Origin of the sequence: Trinickia acidisoli (genome assembly GCF_017315725.1) — a bacterium.
GTDB classification, from domain to species: Bacteria; Pseudomonadota; Gammaproteobacteria; order Burkholderiales; family Burkholderiaceae; genus Trinickia; species Trinickia acidisoli.
In genome coordinates, this window is the sequence record NZ_JAFLRG010000002.1 from 699,033 (window position 1) to 718,101 (window position 19,069).

Annotated in this window: 16 protein-coding genes; 6 read left to right on the forward strand and 10 right to left on the reverse strand. The window is 62.3% G+C overall.

Annotated features, from left to right (window positions below; all coding sequences use genetic code 11):
- Nucleotides 1-72: 72 nt before the first annotated feature.
- On the forward strand, nucleotides 73-1,134 hold the full coding sequence (locus tag J3485_RS21690) for a purine-nucleoside phosphorylase (RefSeq protein ID WP_206956380.1): 1,062 nt from the start codon (nucleotides 73-75) through the stop codon (nucleotides 1,132-1,134).
- A gap of 140 nt (nucleotides 1,135-1,274) precedes the next feature.
- Here J3485_RS21690 and J3485_RS21695 read toward each other — a convergent pair whose 3' ends face one another.
- Entirely contained in the window at nucleotides 1,275-1,577 is a 303-nt protein-coding gene (locus tag J3485_RS21695) for a DUF4148 domain-containing protein (protein WP_206956381.1), read from the reverse strand.
- Between the two features lie 154 nt (nucleotides 1,578-1,731).
- Nucleotides 1,732-2,736 carry a LysR family transcriptional regulator gene (locus J3485_RS21700; RefSeq protein ID WP_206956382.1) on the reverse strand — a complete coding sequence of 335 codons (1,005 nt, stop codon included), beginning with the start codon at nucleotides 2,734-2,736 and terminating at the stop codon, nucleotides 1,732-1,734.
- Between the two features lie 184 nt (nucleotides 2,737-2,920).
- Between J3485_RS21700 and J3485_RS21705 the strand changes: the two genes are divergently transcribed.
- The 5 genes from J3485_RS21705 to J3485_RS21725 all read left to right on the forward strand — a co-directional run bounded on the left by J3485_RS21705 (nucleotide 2,921) and on the right by J3485_RS21725 (nucleotide 10,369).
- Nucleotides 2,921-3,766, forward strand: coding sequence for an alpha/beta hydrolase (locus J3485_RS21705; RefSeq protein ID WP_206958271.1), 846 nt, complete (start codon nucleotides 2,921-2,923; stop codon nucleotides 3,764-3,766).
- A gap of 51 nt (nucleotides 3,767-3,817) precedes the next feature.
- Nucleotides 3,818-5,044: an efflux RND transporter periplasmic adaptor subunit gene (locus J3485_RS21710; RefSeq protein ID WP_206956383.1), complete on the forward strand. Its 1,227-nt coding sequence runs from the start codon at nucleotides 3,818-3,820 to the stop codon at nucleotides 5,042-5,044.
- 17 nt (nucleotides 5,045-5,061) lie between these two features.
- A complete protein-coding gene (locus J3485_RS21715; protein ID WP_206956384.1) occupies nucleotides 5,062-8,256 on the forward strand; it encodes an efflux RND transporter permease subunit in 3,195 nt (1,064 codons plus the stop codon).
- A 20-nt stretch (nucleotides 8,257-8,276) separates the two neighbouring features.
- The gene (locus J3485_RS21720) at nucleotides 8,277-9,824 is read left to right on the forward strand and encodes an efflux transporter outer membrane subunit (RefSeq protein WP_206956385.1); all 1,548 of its coding nucleotides are present in this window, start codon (nucleotides 8,277-8,279) and stop codon (nucleotides 9,822-9,824) included.
- 131 nt (nucleotides 9,825-9,955) lie between these two features.
- Entirely contained in the window at nucleotides 9,956-10,369 is a 414-nt protein-coding gene (locus J3485_RS21725) for a DUF2384 domain-containing protein (protein WP_242538881.1), read from the forward strand.
- A gap of 143 nt (nucleotides 10,370-10,512) precedes the next feature.
- Here the strand turns inward: J3485_RS21725 and J3485_RS21730 are convergent, their stop codons facing one another.
- The 8 genes from J3485_RS21730 to flhD form a co-directional block, all read right to left on the reverse strand.
- Nucleotides 10,513-12,288, reverse strand: a complete 1,776-nt coding sequence (locus J3485_RS21730; RefSeq protein WP_206956386.1) for a hypothetical protein — start codon at nucleotides 12,286-12,288, stop codon at nucleotides 10,513-10,515.
- Nucleotides 12,289-12,559: 271 nt separating this feature from the next.
- A complete protein-coding gene (locus J3485_RS21735) occupies nucleotides 12,560-13,762 on the reverse strand; it encodes an ROK family transcriptional regulator (protein WP_206956387.1) in 1,203 nt (400 codons plus the stop codon).
- Nucleotides 13,763-13,839: 77 nt separating this feature from the next.
- Nucleotides 13,840-14,637 carry an ATP-binding cassette domain-containing protein gene (locus J3485_RS21740; RefSeq protein WP_206956388.1) on the reverse strand — a complete coding sequence of 266 codons (798 nt, stop codon included), beginning with the start codon at nucleotides 14,635-14,637 and terminating at the stop codon, nucleotides 13,840-13,842.
- Nucleotides 14,638-14,715: 78 nt separating this feature from the next.
- Nucleotides 14,716-15,651, reverse strand: coding sequence for an ABC transporter permease (locus tag J3485_RS21745; RefSeq protein ID WP_374192481.1), 936 nt, complete (start codon nucleotides 15,649-15,651; stop codon nucleotides 14,716-14,718).
- Between the two features lie 132 nt (nucleotides 15,652-15,783).
- The gene (locus tag J3485_RS21750; RefSeq protein ID WP_206956390.1) at nucleotides 15,784-16,776 is read right to left on the reverse strand and encodes a sugar ABC transporter substrate-binding protein; all 993 of its coding nucleotides are present in this window, start codon (nucleotides 16,774-16,776) and stop codon (nucleotides 15,784-15,786) included.
- A gap of 262 nt (nucleotides 16,777-17,038) precedes the next feature.
- Nucleotides 17,039-17,983 carry a LysR family transcriptional regulator gene (locus J3485_RS21755; protein ID WP_206956391.1) on the reverse strand — a complete coding sequence of 315 codons (945 nt, stop codon included), beginning with the start codon at nucleotides 17,981-17,983 and terminating at the stop codon, nucleotides 17,039-17,041.
- 152 nt (nucleotides 17,984-18,135) lie between these two features.
- On the reverse strand, nucleotides 18,136-18,711 hold the full coding sequence (gene flhC / locus J3485_RS21760; RefSeq protein WP_206956392.1) for a flagellar transcriptional regulator FlhC: 576 nt from the start codon (nucleotides 18,709-18,711) through the stop codon (nucleotides 18,136-18,138).
- A gap of 17 nt (nucleotides 18,712-18,728) precedes the next feature.
- Nucleotides 18,729-19,049, reverse strand: coding sequence for a flagellar transcriptional regulator FlhD (gene flhD / locus J3485_RS21765; protein WP_206956393.1), 321 nt, complete (start codon nucleotides 19,047-19,049; stop codon nucleotides 18,729-18,731).
- Nucleotides 19,050-19,069: the final 20 nt, after the last annotated feature.

A 19,069-nucleotide genomic window follows, 5' to 3' on the forward strand; every position in this document is an offset into this window, starting at 1 on the left:
GTCCCACTATACTGACGCGCGCAGTACTAGCGAGCGGTTCTCTCTAACAAGTGACGAATCCAAAGGACGCCCATGCTTACTCGCACCCTCTCGTCGATCGGCGCCATCGCGCTGACGGCCTGCGCGGCCACGGCCTCGAGTGCGCAGGACAACGACACCCGCTTCGCCGACCAAGCTTCGCACGGCCGGCACGTCAAAGTCATGATTATTTCGATGTTCGCGCCGGAAGGGCAGGTCTGGCTCGACCATCTCGGTCCGTGGGAGTCGATCCCTGTTGCGGGGTTGTCGCCCGACTATCCCAACGTTCAGTGCAACAAGCAGGATATCTGCGTGATGACGACCGGTATGGGACACGCGAACGCGGCGGCGTCGACGATGGCGTTGGCGTTCTCGTCGCAGTTCGATCTGCGTCACACGTACTTCCTGATTGCCGGTATTGCCGGCATCGATCCGGCTCGAGGTACGCTCGGTTCCGCGGCATGGGCGAAATACCTCGTCGATTTCGGCATCCAATGGGAGCTCGACGGACGCGAGATTCCGCCGGGTTGGAACACCGGTTATCTCGGCATCAACACGACGAATCCAAACCAAAAGCCCCCGCTCGATTACAAGACGGAGGTATTCCAACTCAATGCGAATCTTGCCGATGCCGCCTATGCGTTGTCGCGCAACGTCGTGCTGACCGACAGCCCGCAAGCGCAAGCCGCGCGCGCCAAATACGGCTATGCGCCCGCCGACCAGCCGCCCACGGTCATTCAATGCGACACGCTCGCAGGCGATACCTGGTTTTCGGGCACGGATATTGGGCAGCGCGCACGCGACTGGATGAAGATCATGACCGACGGCAATGGAACCTATTGCACCACGCAGCAAGAGGACAACGCGACGTTCGAGGCTTTGACGCGCGCTGCGAATGCGCATCGCGTCGACCTCTCACGCGTGGCGGACCTGCGCGCCGGTTCTGACTTCGATCGCCCCTATGCGGGCCAGACGAGCGCCGACAATCTGCTGAATTACGCGGCGCAGGGCGGCTTCACGCCGGCGATCTCGAACCTGTTCTTGGCGGGTAACCCGCTCGTGCAGGCGATTGCGACGCATTGGAGCGAGTGGCGCAACGGCGTGCCGCAACCGTAAGCGTATCGGCCGCGGCGGCGGTGTTTTGCTGCCGCCGCGGCGCGAACGGCGTCCAGACCGGCGCGTCGCTGTCCCAATGATCGAGCACGGAATGCGAGAGGTCGAACATTTAGGATTCCTTATATTTAGGACTGCTAAGGTTATTGGTTTCCTGCGCGCGCGAGTTCGACATGCGTGTTATCGCCATCGCGCAACGCGATACGAGCCGCTTGCGTTCGGCCCGCGAGACTCAGGTTCGGATAGCTTTGCTTGTTCATAGCAGGTAACGTGCCATCGCGCTCAGCAGCGACGAGTTCGGCACGAACTTGTTCGCGCGTCTTGGTGCTCGTGCCGATCCACGATTGGTCGTTGTACGAACCGTTATGGCCGATGCTGCCTTCAGCGAAGGCAGCCGTGCTGGCGAAAAGCGAAACGAAAAGGGCGGCTGCGAGAGTGCGCTTCATGATGTTGCTCCTGTCTTATCGGGTGCGTTGCCGGTGATCGGCGTTGCGACAGGAGCAAATGTAGGCGTCTACAGAATCGGGATAAACCCGAATTTTGCGAAATAATTTGTCGGCCCGGCGGAACAATCCGGCCGGGCCCCGAGTTGGCCGCTATCTAGGCAACCCACTCCGTCAGTACGGGCGTATCGAGCGCGGGTGCGCTCTCGCGTTCCTCGGGCGTACGCTTGCTGCAGATCGCATCGAGGCTTTGCCGCCCGCTCAGCAACGGGCAGCGGTCGAACACTTCAGCCACCCAGTCGACGAATACGCGCACCTTCGGCGAAAGATGGCGGCTGTGCGGATAGACGGTCGAAATCGGCATCGGCAACGGCTTCCACTCAGGCAGCACTTCTTTGAGCGCGCCCGATCGCAGATGCGGCAACACCATGTACAACGGCCCTTGAATGAGACCGAAGCCCTCGATTGCGCAGGTCAGATAGGCATCCGCGTCGTTGACGGACACCGAGCCGGGCATTTTCACCTCGACTTCCTTGCCGTCGACGAGAAACGACCAATCGATGATGCGACCCGTTCGGCTCGAGAAGTAATTGACGGCCTGATATTGGCTCAGTTCGTCGAGCGTGCGCGGCTCGCCCGCGCGCGCGAGGTAGTCGGGCGAGGCGCACGTGACGCCTTCGAACAATCCGATCCGGCGTGCGACGAGCGACGAATCCTGCAGCGCGCCGACGCGAATCACGCAATCGACGCCCTCTTGCAGTAGATCGACGGGCCGATCGGAGAACCCGAGCTGCAGGTCGATATCCGGATAGCGCGTGTGGAATTCGCAAAGCGCGGGAATGACGATCGTGCGGCCGATCGAGCCCGGCATGTCGACGCGCAATTTGCCGCTCGGCTTCTTGCTGCCGTTTTGCAGGCTGCTCTCCGTTTCGTCGACGTCTGCCAGAATGCGCACGCAGCGTTCATAATAGGCGGCGCCGTCCGGCGTCAGGCTCAAGCGCCGCGTCGTGCGGTGCATGAGCCGCACGCTGAGGTACGCCTCCAGATTTTGGATGATCGTCGTAACCGACGCACGCGGCAGATCGAGCGTTTCCGCAGCTTTCGTGAAGCTGTTCGTGTCGACCACACGTGTGAAGACTTGCATGGCCTGAAGGCGATCCATCTTCATTCTCCGATAATTGATTCACCGCCCTTGCGCGCCGGGGCTCCCGAGAGCGCTCCCAACTAATGGGATCAATTGTTCGGACGCAGTGAATTGTGTTGCCGGATTATAGGCATTTATCCGGATCTCTGCCGAACACACAATGCGTGGCATCGTGAAACTGCTGCGCTTTGCGCGTTCGAACATGCGAGTTACGCATTCCCGTAGTCTCATGGCGGGATCGCCTTGGAGCGCTGAGCCGCTCGAAGTCAACGAGGCACAGATTGCAGGGTATGAAAGCAATATTCGGGTACGGCTTTATCGCCGGGCCAGTGTACGTTCATTGCCGGTCATGCTTTATTTTCATGGCGGGGCATTCGTCGGTGGATCGCTCGACGATGCCGACTTCGCCGCTCGGCATTTTGCCGCGCATCTCCCGGTATTGGTCATATCCGTAGGTTATTCGCTCGCGCCCAAGCATCCGTTTCCGGCGGCCCTCGAAGACGCCTATCGCGCCGCACGCTGGGCCGAAGGCGCCGGCAAGGCGATCGGCGGCGACGGCAAGCGGCTGCTGGCGGCGGGGCATTGCGCGGGCGGACACGTCGCGAACGGGCTCGCGTTCATGGCGCGCGATCGTGGCGACGTCCGTATCGGCGCGGTCGCGCTGTTCAGCCCGATGCTCGATCCGAGCATGACGTGCCTGGCCGACGAGCGCGTCGTGGATTCGGACATCTCGCCGGGCCAGTGCCTCGCGAGTTATCGCGCGTACCTGCCGAAGGCTTCGCAGCGCATGCATCCGTACGCGGCACCGCTCGAATCGGCGCGGCTTGCGGGGTTGCCGCCCGCGTTCATCGCGACGGCGCGCAACGACGTCCTGCACGTCGAAGCGGAAACCTATGCCTCGCGGCTGATCTGCGCGGGCGTGCCGACGCAGGTCATGCGCTATTCCAATGCGACGCACGAGCGAATCGCGTACGATCCGCTCGCTTTGCAGGACGCCGTGCGGTTTTTCGAGTGTCACCTCGACCCGCGCGCTGTCACAGTCGGTTGATCTCGAACGTCATACAACAAGTCATATAAGTCACACACCGGAGCCTCGACAATGTCCAAGAAACCTCTTTCCCGTACTCGCATCGCCTATGCGGTCCTTGCCGTAGTGGTGGTTGCCGGCATCGGCGCGTTCAGCGCGATTCGCGTGGATGCGAGCGCGCCTGCGCAAGCGGCACCGATGGCACCCGAGGTCGACGTGGCTACGGTGCTGAACAAAACCGTCACCGATTGGCAAACCTACTCGGGCCGGCTCGAGGCCGTCGACAAAGTGGAGATTCGTCCGCAAGTGTCGGGCACGATCGTGGCGGTCGACTTCAAGGACGGCTCGCTCGTCAAGAAGGGGCAGACGCTGTTCGTCATCGATCAGCGTCCGTATGCGGCCGAAGTCGATCGCGCCAAAGCGCAGCTTGCCTCGGCTCAGGCGCGCGACAGCTACGCGCAAACCGACTGGCAGCGCGCGCAGCGCCTGATGGCCGACAACGCGATCGCCAAGCGCGATTACGACGAGAAGCAAAACACCGCGCTGCAATCGGCCGCGGACGTGAAAGCGGCACAGGCCGCGCTCGAGACGGCGCAGATCAATCTCGGCTACACGACGATCGTCGCACCCGTCGCCGGCCGTGTTTCCCGCGCTGAGATCACAGTGGGCAACGTCGTCTCGTCGGGCGCGAATGCAGCGCCGTTGACGACGCTCGTCTCGGTGTCGCCGATCTACGCGTCGTTCGACGTCGACGAGCAAACGTACCTGCAGTACATCGGGCGCGCTCGCAACGGCACGAACGTGCCGGTGGACCTCGGGCTTGCAAACGAGACGGGCTACTCGCGCAAAGGCTCGATCGCGTCGATCGACAATCGGCTCGATACGTCGTCGGGCACGATTCGCGTGCGTGCGCGCTTCGACAATGCGGACGGCACGCTCGTGCCGGGTCTGTACGCGCGCGTCAAGGTGGGCGGCGGCGAACCGCACGCGGCGCTCTTGATCGACGAAGCCGCGATCGGCACCGATCAAGACAAGAAGTTCGTGCTCGCCGTCGACGCGCAAGGCCGCGTGGCATACCGCGAAGTGAAGCTCGGCAGCGAGCACGGCAATTTGCGCGTCATCACGGCGGGCCTGAGCGCCACCGACCGCATCGTCGTCAACGGCGTTCAGCGTGTGCGTCCGGGCCAGACGATACGGCCGCACATGGTGCCGATGACCGACGATCCGATGGGCGGTAGCGACGGCAGCGCGAGCGCCGATGCGGGCCAAGCTGGCGCTGGCCAATCGAAGAATTCCTGAGACACTCAGAACGCGACATGAACATTTCAAAGTTTTTTATCGACCGACCTATCTTTGCGGGGGTACTGTCGGTCTTGATCCTGCTGGCCGGCGTGATCTCGCTGTTCCAGTTGCCGATCTCCGAGTACCCCGAGGTCGTCCCGCCGTCGGTCATCGTTCATGCCCAGTATCCGGGCGCGAACCCGAAGGTGATTGCGGAGACCGTGGCCTCGCCGCTCGAAGAGCAGATCAACGGCGTCGAGAACATGCTCTACATGCAGGCGCAAGCGAACAGCGACGGCAACTTGACGCTGACCGTCACGTTCAAGCTCGGCACCGATCCGGACAAGGCGCAGCAGCTCGTGCAGAACCGCGTCTCGCAAGCATTGCCACGTTTGCCCGACGACGTGCAGCGGCTCGGCGTGACGACGATCAAGAGCTCGCCCACGCTGACGATGGTCGTGCACTTGATCTCGCCCGATAACCGCTACGACATGACGTATCTGCGCAACTACGCGCTGCTCAACGTCAAGGATCGGCTCGAGCGGATCTCGGGTGTCGGCGAAGTCCAGCTCTGGGGCGCCGGCGATTACGCGATGCGAATCTGGCTCGATCCGAACAAGCTGGCCGAGCGCAATCTGACCGCGAGCGACGTCGTCAATGCGATTCGCGAGCAGAACGTGCAAGTGGCGGCGGGCGTGATCGGCGGGTCGCCGTCGGTGCCGGGCGTGCCGCTGCAGTTGTCGGTCAATGCGCGCGGCCGCTTGCAAACCTCGGAGCAGTTCGGTGCGATCGTGGTCAAGACCACGCCCGACGGCGGTGTGACGTATCTGCGCGACGTCGCGCGCGTCGAACTGGCCGCCTCCGAGTACGGCTTGCGCTCGCTGCTCGACAACAAATCGGCCGTCGCGCTCGGTATCAACCAACAACCCGGCGCGAACTCGCTCGCGATTTCCGATCAGGTTCGCCAGGACATGGCCGAGCTGAAGAAGGACTTCCCGGCCGGTGTCGATTACAGCATCGTCTATGACCCGACGCAGTTCGTGCGTTCGAGTATCGAGGCCGTGATCCATACGTTGCTCGAAGCGATCTCGCTCGTCGTCATCGTCGTGATCGTGTTCTTGCAAACGTGGCGCGCGTCGATCATTCCGCTCGTGGCGGTGCCCGTGTCGATCGTGGGGACGTTTTCGCTGCTGCTCGCGTTCGGCTTTTCGATCAATGCGTTGTCGCTGTTCGGGATGGTGCTCGCGATCGGGATCGTCGTCGACGATGCGATCGTCGTCGTCGAAAACGTGGAGCGCAACATCTCGTCGGGCTTGAGTGCGAGAGCGGCCACTTATCGAGCGATGCGCGAGGTGAGCGGGCCAATTATCGCGATTGCGCTGACGCTCGTCGCCGTGTTCGTGCCGCTCGCCTTCATGAGCGGGTTGACGGGCCAGTTCTATAAACAGTTCGCGATGACGATCGCGATCTCGACGGTGATCTCGGCGTTCAACTCGCTGACGTTGTCGCCGGCGCTTTGCTCGATCTTGTTGCGCGGACACGATGCGCCGAAAGATTGGCTCACGCGTGCGATGGACCGTGTTTTCGGCGGCTTCTTCCGGCAATTCAACAAGGTATTCAAGCGCGGCTCGCAATCGTACAGCCGTGGCGTGACGAGCGTGCTCGGTCGCAAGTCGCTCATGCTCGGCGTCTATGCGGTGTTGCTCGGTGCGACGGTGTTGATCACGCACGTCGTGCCGGGTGGCTTCGTGCCCGCGCAGGACAAGGAGTATCTGATCGCATTCGCGCAATTGCCGAACGGCGCAACGCTCGATCGCACCGAGGGCGTCATCCGCGAAATGGGCGATACCGCGTTGAAGCAGCCGGGCGTCGAGCACGCCGTCGCGTTCCCCGGTTTGTCGGTGAACGGCTTCACGAATAGTTCGAGCGCCGGCATTGTGTTCGTCACGCTCAAGCCGTTCAAGGACCGCGGCTCGAAAGCATTGTCGGCCGGTGCGATCGCGGGGGCGCTGAATCAGCAATATGCGGGGATCAAGGGGGCGTTCGTCGCCGTGTTCCCGCCGCCGCCGGTGCTCGGCCTGGGTACGTTGGGCGGCTTCAAGCTGCAACTCGAGGATCGCGGCGCGCTCGGCTACGCGCAACTCGACGAAGCGACGCAGGCGTTCATCAAGCGCGCACAGCAAGCACCCGAACTGGGTCCGCTCTTCACGAGCTATCAGATCAACGTGCCGCAATTGAACGTCGATCTCGACCGCGTGAAGGCGAAGCAGCTCGGCGTATCGGTGACCGACGTCTTCGATACGATGCAGATCTATCTCGGCTCGCTGTACGTGAACGACTTCAACCGTTTCGGTCGCGTATATCAAGTGCGCGTGCAGGCCGATGCACCGTTCCGCGCGCATCCGGACGACATCTTGCAGTTGAAGACGCGTAACGCCTCCGGCGAGATGGTGCCGCTTTCGTCGCTCGTGAAGGTGACGCCGACGTTCGGTCCTGAAATGGTCGTACGCTACAACGGCTATACGGCGGCCGACATCAACGGCGGTCCCGCGCCGGGCTACTCGTCGGGCCAAGCGCAGTCGGCAATCGAGCGCATCGCGAAGGAAGTCCTGCCGCGCGGCGTGAAGTTCGAATGGACGGATTTGACCTATCAGCAGGTGTTGGCCGGCAATTCCGCGATCTGGGTGTTCCCGATCAGCGTGCTGCTCGTGTTCCTCGTGCTGGCCGCGCTCTATGAGAGCTTGACGTTGCCGCTCGCTGTCATCTTGATCGTGCCGATGAGCATGTTGTCCGCGTTGACGGGCGTGTGGTTGCTGCGAGGCGACAACAACATCTTCACGCAGATCGGCTTGATGGTGCTCGTGGGGCTGGCGTCGAAGAACGCGATTCTGATCGTCGAATTCGCACGCGAACTCGAACACGACGGCCGCACGCCGATTGCCGCGGCGATCGAGGCGAGCCGGCTGCGGCTGCGCCCGATCTTGATGACGTCGATCGCGTTCATCATGGGTGTCGTACCGCTCGTGCTGTCGACGGGTGCCGGCTCCGAGATGCGCCATGCGATGGGTATCGCGGTGTTCTTCGGGATGCTGGGCGTGACGCTGTTCGGCCTCATGCTGACGCCGGTCTTCTATGTGGTGCTGCGCACGCTGGCGGGCGGCAAGATCCACGTGGCGGGCAAGGACTCGAACAAGGAATCGGACCTCGAACCCGAGTTGACGGACGCTTGAGGCCCAGGAGAAACATAACGATGAAACGGTTTGATTCGGTTACCGGCGCTCCGCGCCTGGTACAGCGCGCGTTGGCGGGCGTGTTCTTGATGACGCTCGTCGCCGCTTGCTCGGTCGGGCCCACCTATAAGCGGCCCGACGTCGATACGCCTGCTGCGTTCAAGGAAGCGCTGCTGCCGGCTCAAGAGGCGGGTACGTGGAAGAACGCTCAGCCCTCGGAAGCGCTCGAGCGTGGTCAATGGTGGACGATCTTCGATGACGCGACGCTGAACAAGCTCGAAGACGAAGCGCTTTCGGCGAACCAAGACTTGAAGGCGGCTGCCGCACGCGTGCGCGAAGCGCGCGCCGGGCTCAATGCCGCGCGCTCGGCTTGGCTCCCTGAACTCGATGCCGGTTTCGGCCCGACGCGCGAACGCGTTTCGCCCGCGTCGCAGATGCTGCCGGAAAACGCGTACTTGCCGCCGATGACGCTCTGGCGCGCGCAGGCGACTGCGTCGTACGAAGCCCCGTTGTTCGGCCGCGTGAGCGACAACGTCGCCGCCGTGCGTGCCGACTCGCAGCAGAGCGAGGCGCTGTTCCGCTCGGTGCAGCTTGCATTGCAGGCCGATGTCGCATCGAATTACTTCTCGCTGCGCGAACTCGATACGGAGCAGGATTTGTATCGACGCACCGTGACGTCGCGTGAAGAAGGGCTCAAGCTCGTCAAGCATCGCTACGACGCGGGCGAAGTCAGCGAACTCGATCTTCAGCAAGCGACCAATTCGCTCGCGACCGCACGAGCGGAAGCCGCAGGCGTCGAGCGTCAGCGTGCGTCGGCCGAACATGCGCTTGCCGTGCTGCTCGGCAAGCCGCCGGCCGAGTTCTCGTTCCCGCAACAGCCGCTCGTGCCGGTGTTGGCACGCGTGCCGGTGGGATTGCCTTCCGCGCTGCTCGAACGGCGTCCCGACATCTCGGCTGCCGAGCGCGCGATGGCCGCGGCGAACGCACGCGTCGGCCTCGCGAAATCGGCGTTTTTCCCGCAGCTCGATATCACGGGCGCATTCGGGTATGAGTCGGCGGGCTTGAGTCAGCTATTCGAATGGTCGAGCCGCACGTTCCTGCTCGGGCCGTTCGCGGGCACGGCGCTGACGCTGCCGATCTTCGACGCCGGCCGCCGCAAGGCGGAATTGGCGCAGGCGAGGGCGCAATACGACGAGCAGGTGGCGAACTATCGCTCGAAAGTGCTGACCGCATTCCGCGAGGTGGAGGATAGTCTCTCCGATCTGCGGTTGCTCGACGACCAGATCCGTGCGCAAAACGATGCGGTCAATGCGGCCGCGCGAGCCGAGCATCTGTCGGAAGCGCAGTATCGCGAAGGCGAGATCAATTATCTCGACGTGCTCGATAGTGAGCGCACGGTGCTGCAGGCGCAACGTCAGGCGAGCCAGTTGGCCGGATCGCAGGCCGTGGCGACCGTGAGCCTCATTCGCGCGTTGGGCGGCGGCTGGGGCGGCATGAAATCGAGCGATGCGAGTAAGACGAGCGATAAGAGCGATAAGAGCAATACGCAGCAAGTCGCCAAGCAGTGACGCAGCGCGCCGCTCCCGCTCGCGCGGGGGCGGCGCGTCTTGGATCGACAAGGCATGCGACGCGTATGCGCGCGTGCGATCAATGCTCTGCCTGTGCGCGGTGCGCGCACGAAGGATGAGAGGTAGAAGAGATGAATTCGACGGTCGCCGTGGATGACATCCTGCAACGCGCAAGCTTCGAGCAACGCGCAAGCTTCGAGCAATTCATGAGTTCGCTGCATGATCCTGCTTTCGCCGCACCGATCGTTTCGGCACGGCGTTTCTCGGAAGCGCTGCACATCGACATGCAAACGCTGGCCAGGCAGGCCGGCGTGCATCGCAATACGCTGAGCCGCACGCCTGCATCCGAGAGCGTGCAGCGCTTTCTGCGCGAGGCGTTGCGCGTGATTCGCGCGGCCACCGATGTGCACGGCTGTGTGAAGCAAGCATTGTTTTGGTATCGCAACGAACCGCTCTCGGAATTCGCGTACAAGACGGCGGAACAGCTCGTGTCGGGCGGGCGGACTGAGGAGGTGCTGCGTTATATCGTGGCATCTGATGAGTGATTTGCACCATCAAGTGCATGAATTCCCGCGCGCAGCAGGACGCGGGCGAGGCGAATAGCTCGCGATAGCCGATGGAACGGGGCTCTTGTGGAGCGTTGAGTGTCGAGCAAGCGCAGCCAAGAAGATGAGCAAGACGGGGCGCGCTATGTGTTCGAGTTGAGTTCATCTTCTCTATCGACCGCCATTCGCCCGGCTGGCTTGACGCCCTTGTTCAAGATTCCCATGCCATTCACATCTTTCATCTTGCCGTAAGCTTCGGGGATCACATCGTCGACTATCGTTCTGCTTGCGCTGCCGAGGCGTGCTCCCCTGAAGCTCGCTTTGACGAGCAATTTCGCTCCTTCGGCTCCATAAGGAATGAGTTCGAAGCCTAAGAAAAGATATGCGCTCTTAAAGTCTCCTTGCAGAGTAGCTCTCCCGAAGTCGTAGTATGGGATGTAAAGACCCACGATCGTATGCATGGCTTCCTCGAATGGCGTTTCATTGGTTACGAGGTTGGACATGTGCTGTACTGTATTTTCGACAATTGGTTTGAGTATGTCTTCGACAGCATAAAAGGCGCTGGGGTTTCGACGATCGTGCTTGTCTCTTTCCACTTTATCGATGAAGAAGTGTACGTGAGCCGGCAGGGTGCCAGGATTTTTGAAAAATAATGTTTTTCCTGTTTCCTTCATCCATCGTTGCCACTGTTCATGGTTGGCGGAGATACGAACTATCAAATCTGGGTTATGGGGTACGACGGCAAAACGCTGAATTTCTCCGTTCTTTTCTACTTCTATTATGCTCCCGAGATCTCCGGTAACACGATCCTGTAATGCTCCAATATTGGCATTAACACGCCCCCGGGCGTAGACGCGTTTCAGGGTTGCTGTGTCGTCGTCATTGATTCCGAATGCAGCAAGTCTTTCGAGAATGGTTTTTCTACCTATTTTGTTGAATTTATGCTTGAGCGGATTGAGCGCTTCTCTTTCGAAGAAATTTTTGGGTTTATGCTTTTTCTTTCCTTTGAGTTGTTTTATCAATTTATTGGCCCTTTCCGATTGCCCTAAAATATCAAGCCCGTGTCTTTCCGTTGTCGTAAAGTGTTCGGCGATCTCAACCGCCGTCATCATCCTGTTCTGCATACCGCCCGCAACATCTAATTGACCGAGATGAACGGTGCCAACCGGCAGCAGCTCGTCAGGCTCGAATCCCAATTTCCGCAATGCCGGTGTGATTGCCGATTCGAAAGACTCCACTGCGTTGATTAAGTCCTGCATGTATTCGCTCAACCGCTCGGCTGGGTAGTTGGTGGCATTTTGCAAACCATGACGAATCGGATAGCCCGCGGCGTCATAGGTCGGGGGATGATGATGGTGGTGCGCGTTGCCGCGACGGCGGGGATGCGGTTCCTCCGGATCCCGGTGGTCGTCGCCGCGACGGCGGTTGTGGTGATGAGCGTGGCCATCGTGAAGATCAGCGCTACGCGGAACTCGTATTGGATCGGGACTGCTTTTTAGTTCCGCCGTCGATTGAGACTCCACGCCGGATTCCGACGCGAGAGGAGCGGACGGGGCGCCTCCCATATTCAAGACCGATGACAGCGGCCCGCGAGGGGCCGCGACCGAGGCGTCCGCTGCGTGTCCTTCGCCCGTCGGCGTAGCGTCGTCCGTTTGCCTGGCTCTCGATCGGGGCGCCTCGTCCGATTCCGAGACCAGAGGAAACAGCGGGGTGTTCACCGCGGCGCTGACACCGACGAAATAGTTGAGCGCCATCCCATATAAAAGCGCCTTCGCCATCCGCGTATTACGCTGCCCCGCGGGAGGCAGCGGCCCCCGAACCTTCGACGGCTTCGGTTTGGCGTAGCTCAAATTCGTGACGTTGGCGCGGTGTTGCAATTCATGTGCCGCTTCGCCCGGCTTTGCCTTGTTGGCTGTCATGGGCCGCTGCGTCATGCGCCGCTGATACTTGGGCACCTGATTGGAGTAGCTGGCGTTGGGCATATCGGAACGGTCCGCGGGTCGATGAGCGTGCGCGCCCCTTCGGCCGCGCGCATCTCGCGAGATTCCTCGCGCGTGAAACGTGCAGTACGTTGTCGTCCCGATACCCTAGTCCCGACGGCTTGGGCATGCAACGCAGGACCGAGAGGAGGTGTCCGATAGCGTGACGGTGGCTCACATAGTGCGATGCGAGCCCAAGAACGTCGGACGCCTAATCCTTCAGAAACAACTCATGCATCGGCGCGAAATGCGCGTAAAGCGGCAAAATCGCGCCGCCCATCGCTCGCGCATCGGCACCGATCGTCCCTTCGATCAACTGCGGCCTGACCATCCCTTCCCACTCGATGCGATCGAGCGCGCCCTGCGTGCGACGAATGATTTCGCGCACGAGTTGCCGATCGATCTCGCCGTCGATGACGACGGCCTCCAAATCGAGCAATGCCGTGGAAGTGGCGATCGTCATCGCGATCGCCGGGCAGGCTTCGTCGAGCCACCGTTCCGTGATGGCCCACAGGTCTGCGCCGAGCGCGCGATGATCGTGTGCGGCGGCCGTCGGCGCGCCTGCCGCGACGAACCGCTGCTCGAGCACGAACCCCGACGCTGTATGCAGCAGTTGCCGCGGCGCATGTCCGTTGCCGAGCGAGAGGGGCATGGAGCCGACCGCGCCGGCATTCCCATGTGGCCCGCCGTGCAAGCGTCCGTCGATGACCAAGCCGCCGCCGATGAACGTGCCGACGAACAAATACAGGAACGAACGAATGCCGCGCCCTTGGCCCATGACGAGTTCGGCGGCGCAAGCGGCCGTCGTGTCTTTCGCGAACTCGACGGGCAAGCCCGTCATCGCGGCGATCCGCGTTCGAATATCGATCGCATTCCACGCTTCGAGCGCAGCCGGCGGCGCACCCAGAAAGTCGCGCCAGCCGCCGAGCCAAAGCGGCGCGGCCACACCGACTCCAACGACCTTGCCGGCGTTGGCGCCGAGCGAATCGGTCACACGCGCGATCTTGCTCTCCAACGCGGGAAACAGCAGATCGGGATCGGGGTACGCGTAGTCGAGCACGTCGCGCGTGCAGACATGCCCCGTGAAATCCATCGCCAGCACGTCGAGACTGCGGCGCCCGACCTTGATGCCGATCGTGTACGCGCCTTCGGGCCGCAGCGCGATCGGCACCGACGGTTGCCCGATGCGCCCGCGCACCCGCGCTTGCTTGGCGAGCAAGCCGTCGTCGATGAGCCGATCGACGATCATCGACACGCTTTGCATGCTGAGCCGCGTCAGCCGCGCGACGTCGGCTTTCGGCAATGGCCCATGCAAGCGAACCGCTTGCAGCACGATGCGCTCGTTGAACTGCCGCATGCCGACTTGGTTCGAGCCGACCGTTCTCGCGGCGTGCGGTTGCGTTCGCTCGTTCATTTCAAAAGATCCTCATGCGTCGGCATCCGCCTGATGAAGCATTGCGCGAAGCGTCACGCAACGCCGCGCGCAAGCCGTCATGCGATGGCCCGGACGTCGGCCTGCTTCGCACCCGTCATGATCGCGACGGCGTCGGACATATGAATGTCCTTCGTATCGACGAGCGCCGCGCGTCGCCCGAGCCGCTGAATATGAATGCGATCGGCGATTTCGAACACATGCGGCATGTTGTGGCTGATGAGGATGACGGGTAGGCCACGATCGCGCACGCGTCGAATCAGTTCGAGCACCATGTTGCCTTCCTTGACGCCGAGCGCGGCCGTGGGCTCGTCGAGGATGACTACGTGCCGAGCGAATGCCGCGCTACGCGCCACGGCAACGCCTTGGCGCTGCCCACCCGACAGCGTCTCGACCGGTTGCCGCATCGAGCGAATGCCGATCTGCAGATCCTTCATGTGCGAGGTCGCTTCTTCGAGCATGCGCCGCTTGTCGATCATCTTCAGCAACGCGCCGCGCCAGCCCGGCAAACGTCGTTCGCGTCCGAGAAACAGGTTCTCTGCGATCGTCATCGCGGGTGCGACGGCCAATTCTTGATAAACGGTTTCGATGCCTTTCTCGCGCGCATCGAGCGGGCTGCGAAACTTCACGGGCACGCCATCGAGCAGCAACTCGCCCTCGTCGGGGACGGTGGCGCCCGAAAGCGCTTTGATCAGTGAGGACTTGCCGGCGCCGTTGTCGCCGATCACGGCGAGAATCTCGCCGGGCATGACTTCGAAATCACAGCCGTCGAGCGCGGTCACTTGTCCGTAGCGCTTCACGAGGCCGCGCGCTTGGAGCACGGGCGTCGTCGAGCGAGAGCTTGATGAGGTCGACATGACGTTTCCTTGGCGAATGCGTATGCGTATGCGTATGCGTATGCGAATGCGTATGAGCAGGGGGCAATGAACCGCGCGTTAGCTGCGGCGGTGCGATAGTTTGTCGGCGGCCACCGCGAGAATCACGAGAATGCCGGTGATCAGCACTTGATAGACGGACGACACGCCGATCAGCGTCAGCCCGTTGCGGAATACCCCGACGATCAGCGCGCCGAGCAGCGTGCCGACGACCGATCCGCGTCCGCCGAACAGGCTCGTGCCGCCAAGCACGACCGCCGTGATGCTGTCGAGGTTGTCGGTTTGACCTGCCTGCGGATCGCCGACGCCCGTGCGCGAGACGAGCAGCAGCGCCGCGATGCCGTAGATCGCGCCGGACAGCGAGTAGACGGTGAGCAGGATCTTGTCAGACGAGAGCCCCATGAGGCGCGCCGCCTCGGGGTTGTTGCCGAGTGCGTACAAATGCCGGCCGGGGACGGTGTTGCGGAGTACGAACCAAGTAACGAAATACAAAAGCAGCGCGAGGACGGTGCCATAGGTCACTTCAGCCGGCCCGAGCCGGAACGTGTTGCCGAAGAACATGATCGCGTCGGGCAGGTTCGATACCGTTTCTGCGTTCGAATAGAGCTGCGTCAACGCGAAGGCGATGTTCAGCGTACCGAGCGTGACGATGAACGAAGGCAGCTTCACGCGCGTGACGAGCACACCATTTAGGAGTCCGAACAATGCGCTCGCACCGATACCGCAAAAGATGGCAAGAATCGGCGGCACGCCCAGCACGACGGCGAACTTCGTCATGATGATCGAGCCGAATGCCATCACCATCCCGCACGACAGATCGATGCCGGCGGTCAGGACGATGAGCGTTTGTCCGATCGCGATGACGGCGACCACGATCGTTTGCTGCAGGATCAGCGAGAGATTCTGAAACGACAGGAAGCGATGGCTTTGCGACATGAAGAAGGCGCACGCGGCGACGAGGGCGATCAACGGACCGGCCTCGGCAATGCTCGGCATGCGCAGAGCGCGCGAGTGAGGGACGGGGGCCGGCGCTAGCGGCCCGGCGGATTGAGTCGTCATGATGCGTCTTCTCCTACGGTCGGAATGACTAACAGAGCCGGCGCGGCGACAGCGCCGCGCCGATCGCCGTTACTGGCCCCAGCAGTTTTGCAGGCCGAAGGCCGTATCTTTGCTATCGACACCGGGCATCGGCTTGTCGGTGATCAGCGTGACGCCCGTATCTTTGTAGCCGCTCACCTTTTTGCCCGTCTTCGCGTATTCGACGCCGGCATCGACGCCGAGTGCGGCCATCTTGAGCGGATACTGTTGCGCGGTGGCCGCGATCTCGCCGGCTTTGACGTCGCGCACGCCTTCGCAGCCGCCGTCGATCGACACGATCAACACGTTCTTGGCTTTGCCCGCTGTCTGCAGCGCGCGATAGGCGCCGGCCGCCGCGGGCTCGTTGATCGTATAGACGACGTTGATGTCGGGCGCCTTTTGCAGGCAGTTCTCCATCGCTGCCTGCCCCTTCGATTGGTCGCCGCGCGTGTCTTGGCTGCAGACGATGCTCGGGTCGCCCTGCTTGATGCCGAACCCTTCGAGGAAGCCGTTATGCCGCAGGATGCCGACCGAGATGCCGGGCGCGAGATCGAGCGTCGCGATCTTCGCGGGTTTGTTGCCGAGCGCCTTCTTGGCGTATGCGCCGATCAGTTTGCCGGCTTCGAAGTTGTTGGTCGCGAAGAGGGCGTCGGTGGCGCTTTGCGGATCGGTCGGCGTATCGAGCGCGATCACCATGACGCCGGCCGCGCGTGCTTTCTTGATCGACGGCACGATCGCTTTCGTATCGCTCGGCGTGATCAAGATCGCTTTGGCGCCCGCTGTCGTCATGTTCTCGAGTGCCGTCACCTGCGATGAATTGTCTCCGTCGAACCTGCCGGCAGCCGTCAGCAGCTTGGCGCCGTCTTTTGTCGCCGCGGCTTGCGCGCCTTCCTTCATCTTCACGAAGAACGGGTTGGTGTCCGTCTTCGTGATGAGGCCCACGATCGGTTGGTCGGCGAACGCCGCGCCGGCACACAAAGCCGAAGCCGCGGTCGCGACGATCAGCGTATGCCGGACGGCAGTCATATAGGGACGGGTCTTCATCGAACGCTCTCCTCCGGGTGGATTGACAACGAATTGGCAGCACGTGGCATCGGCTGCTCGATTAAATCAACTGCCTGGATTTAGTACAGCAGCGACGTGACGAAGAGTCAAGCACACCGATCGAGTGCAATGCGGTAAAGACGAGCTTGTCTATTCAGCGCAAGCGGCCGTCGATAATAGGACACGGGGAATAGTGCGGCGCAGCAATCGAAGCCGCGATCTTAGGGAATATCCTGAGTCGGCGGCTTACGTAACGAAACGCTTAATCCGATGCTTTAGGGCGTCGGCGCTGCGATTGCCTGCGATGATCCCATGGCGGATCGTCGCCGAAAGCGTCGGCCAGGCAATCGACGAAGCGACGCACGCGCAACGGAATGTGGCGGGCGCTGGGATAGACGGCTTGGATATCGAGTTCGGCCGTGCGGTAACGAGGCAGCAGCGCCACGAGCTCGCCGCGCGCGACATAATCGCCGAATGCGAACGACGGCCCATAGGCGATGCCGCTGCCGGCCAACGCCGCGCGGGTGAGCATCTGCATGTTGTTTGAAACGAGCCGGCACGGGCCGTCGATCGTATGGGGGCGCCCCTTCGTGTCGAACAGTGTCCAATCGCCGCAGGAGACGGCGTCGCTGAAGGCTAGGCGATCGACTTGCTCGAGCGCGGCGGGGCTGCGTGGCACGCCGTGGCGTTGCAGGAAGGCGGGTGCGGCGCACAGCATCATCCGGCATGGAGCGAGCCGGCGCGTGACGAGCGCGGGGTCGGTCAGTTTGCCGATGCGCAATGCGACGTCCACGCCGGCATCGAGCAAGTCGACGTAGCGATCGCCGAGCACGACCTCGACGTTGACCTCGGGATGATCGCTCATGAAGCGGGCCACGACGCCGCCGAGATGCATGGCGCCGAATGTAACGGGCGCGGCCACGCGCAGCACGCCGCGGACGGCGCTGTGCGCGGCGCCGGCTTCACGGTTCGCGTCGTCGAATGCCTCCAGGATGGACTTGCATCGAAGGTAGTAGCCGTGCCCGATGTCGGTGAGGGCGAGGCGGCGAGTAGTGCGCTGTAACAAGCGCGCGCCGACCTGTGCCTCGAGTGCCGCAACGTATTTGCCCGTCATCGCGGCCGAGAAGCCGAAGCGGCGTGCCGCGGCCGCAAGACTGCCTTCGTCGACGGCCGCCACGAACAGCCCCATGCCGGTCAAACGGTCCATTCGCTCCTCCCATGATTCAATCGTCGCGCTATCGATCGACGGCGCAAAGGCGGCCATTATCAACCGGCGATCGAGCGGGAGTGCGCAGCCGCGTGGCGAAATCGGAACACGTCACGCGGCAAGCGCAGACCATGAAGGGAAGGACGATACGGTCAGGCCGCGCGTGCGGCTTCGAGCGATGCGGCCGCGAGGGCATGCTTGGCGGCGCTGGCGCGTTTGGTCTTGCCCGCGCGCGACGGCGGCTGGCAGGCGCCGCAGACGACGTTGCTCTGAAGATCGTGCTTGTGCGCGACGAACTTGCCGCTGCAGCGGCAGCACGGCGTCAGTTGCAGGATGTTGGCATCGAAGAAACGCACGAGGGTCCAGGCGCGCGTCAAGTCGAGCACCGGCTCCGCGTCGCTATGCTTGCAATGCTCGAGGTAGAGGCGGTAGCCCTTCGTCAAAGCGTCGAGGTGCGAGCACCCGGCTTCATGCTTGAGAAAGACGTAGGTGTTGTAGAACAGCGACGCGTGAATGTTCGCGAGCCACGTCATGTACCAGTCGGCCGAGAACGGCAGCATGCCTTTCGGCGGCGATACACCCTTGATCTCGCGGTAGAGACGAATCATGCGATCGCGCGAGAGCCCCAACTCGCTCTCGAGCACCTGCATGCGCGCCCCGAGTTCGATCAGCGCGATCGCGCGAAACACTTCTTGCGCATCTTCCGTGAGGCTCTTCTTCTGAACCATGGCGCCGCTCCCTCGATTTACGCGAACTGCTCGGCGGGTTGGCTCGCGAGCAGGATCGCGGTGTGCGTGGCGGAGACGTCGGCGTTCTTCGCCGTTTGCGTCAAAGCCGAGAGCATCGCGTGATCGTTGAAGCGGAAGAAGCACAAGAGCTGGTCGGACGAGGCGAGCTTGACGCTTTGCGCGAGCGAAAGCCCCGCCAGCAAGTCGGCTAGCTCCGACGACAGGCCGAGCCGGAACATGCCGATGGCCTTGTCCTCGCGCAGCATGCGCTGCGCCAGCATGATGTACGACAAATTAATTTCGCGGATAGAGTCCAGCGTTTCGCTGCTGCGGTCCATTTTTCACGTTTCCGAAGCCC

Bases quoted from the DNA above. Each gene is read 5' to 3' on its own strand.
- flhD (WP_206956393.1), bottom strand. From the start codon at position 19,049: ATGGACCGCAGCAGCGAAACGCTGGACTCTATCCGCGAAATTAATTTG.
- J3485_RS21705 (WP_206958271.1), top strand. From the start codon at position 2,921: ATGCGAGTTACGCATTCCCGTAGTCTCATGGCGGGATCGCCTTGGAGC.
- J3485_RS21710 (WP_206956383.1), top strand. From the start codon at position 3,818: ATGTCCAAGAAACCTCTTTCCCGTACTCGCATCGCCTATGCGGTCCTT.
- J3485_RS21700 (WP_206956382.1), bottom strand. From the start codon at position 2,736: ATGGATCGCCTTCAGGCCATGCAAGTCTTCACACGTGTGGTCGACACG.
- J3485_RS21715 (WP_206956384.1), top strand. From the start codon at position 5,062: ATGAACATTTCAAAGTTTTTTATCGACCGACCTATCTTTGCGGGGGTA.
- J3485_RS21740 (WP_206956388.1), bottom strand. From the start codon at position 14,637: ATGTCGACCTCATCAAGCTCTCGCTCGACGACGCCCGTGCTCCAAGCG.
- J3485_RS21750 (WP_206956390.1), bottom strand. From the start codon at position 16,776: ATGAAGACCCGTCCCTATATGACTGCCGTCCGGCATACGCTGATCGTC.
- J3485_RS21755 (WP_206956391.1), bottom strand. From the start codon at position 17,983: ATGGACCGTTTGACCGGCATGGGGCTGTTCGTGGCGGCCGTCGACGAA.
- J3485_RS21695 (WP_206956381.1), bottom strand. From the start codon at position 1,577: ATGAAGCGCACTCTCGCAGCCGCCCTTTTCGTTTCGCTTTTCGCCAGC.
- J3485_RS21745 (WP_374192481.1), bottom strand. From the start codon at position 15,651: ATGCCGAGCATTGCCGAGGCCGGTCCGTTGATCGCCCTCGTCGCCGCG.
- J3485_RS21735 (WP_206956387.1), bottom strand. From the start codon at position 13,762: ATGAACGAGCGAACGCAACCGCACGCCGCGAGAACGGTCGGCTCGAAC.
- J3485_RS21730 (WP_206956386.1), bottom strand. From the start codon at position 12,288: ATGACAGCCAACAAGGCAAAGCCGGGCGAAGCGGCACATGAATTGCAA.
- J3485_RS21690 (WP_206956380.1), top strand. From the start codon at position 73: ATGCTTACTCGCACCCTCTCGTCGATCGGCGCCATCGCGCTGACGGCC.
- J3485_RS21725 (WP_242538881.1), top strand. From the start codon at position 9,956: ATGAATTCGACGGTCGCCGTGGATGACATCCTGCAACGCGCAAGCTTC.
- J3485_RS21720 (WP_206956385.1), top strand. From the start codon at position 8,277: ATGAAACGGTTTGATTCGGTTACCGGCGCTCCGCGCCTGGTACAGCGC.
- flhC (WP_206956392.1), bottom strand. From the start codon at position 18,711: ATGGTTCAGAAGAAGAGCCTCACGGAAGATGCGCAAGAAGTGTTTCGC.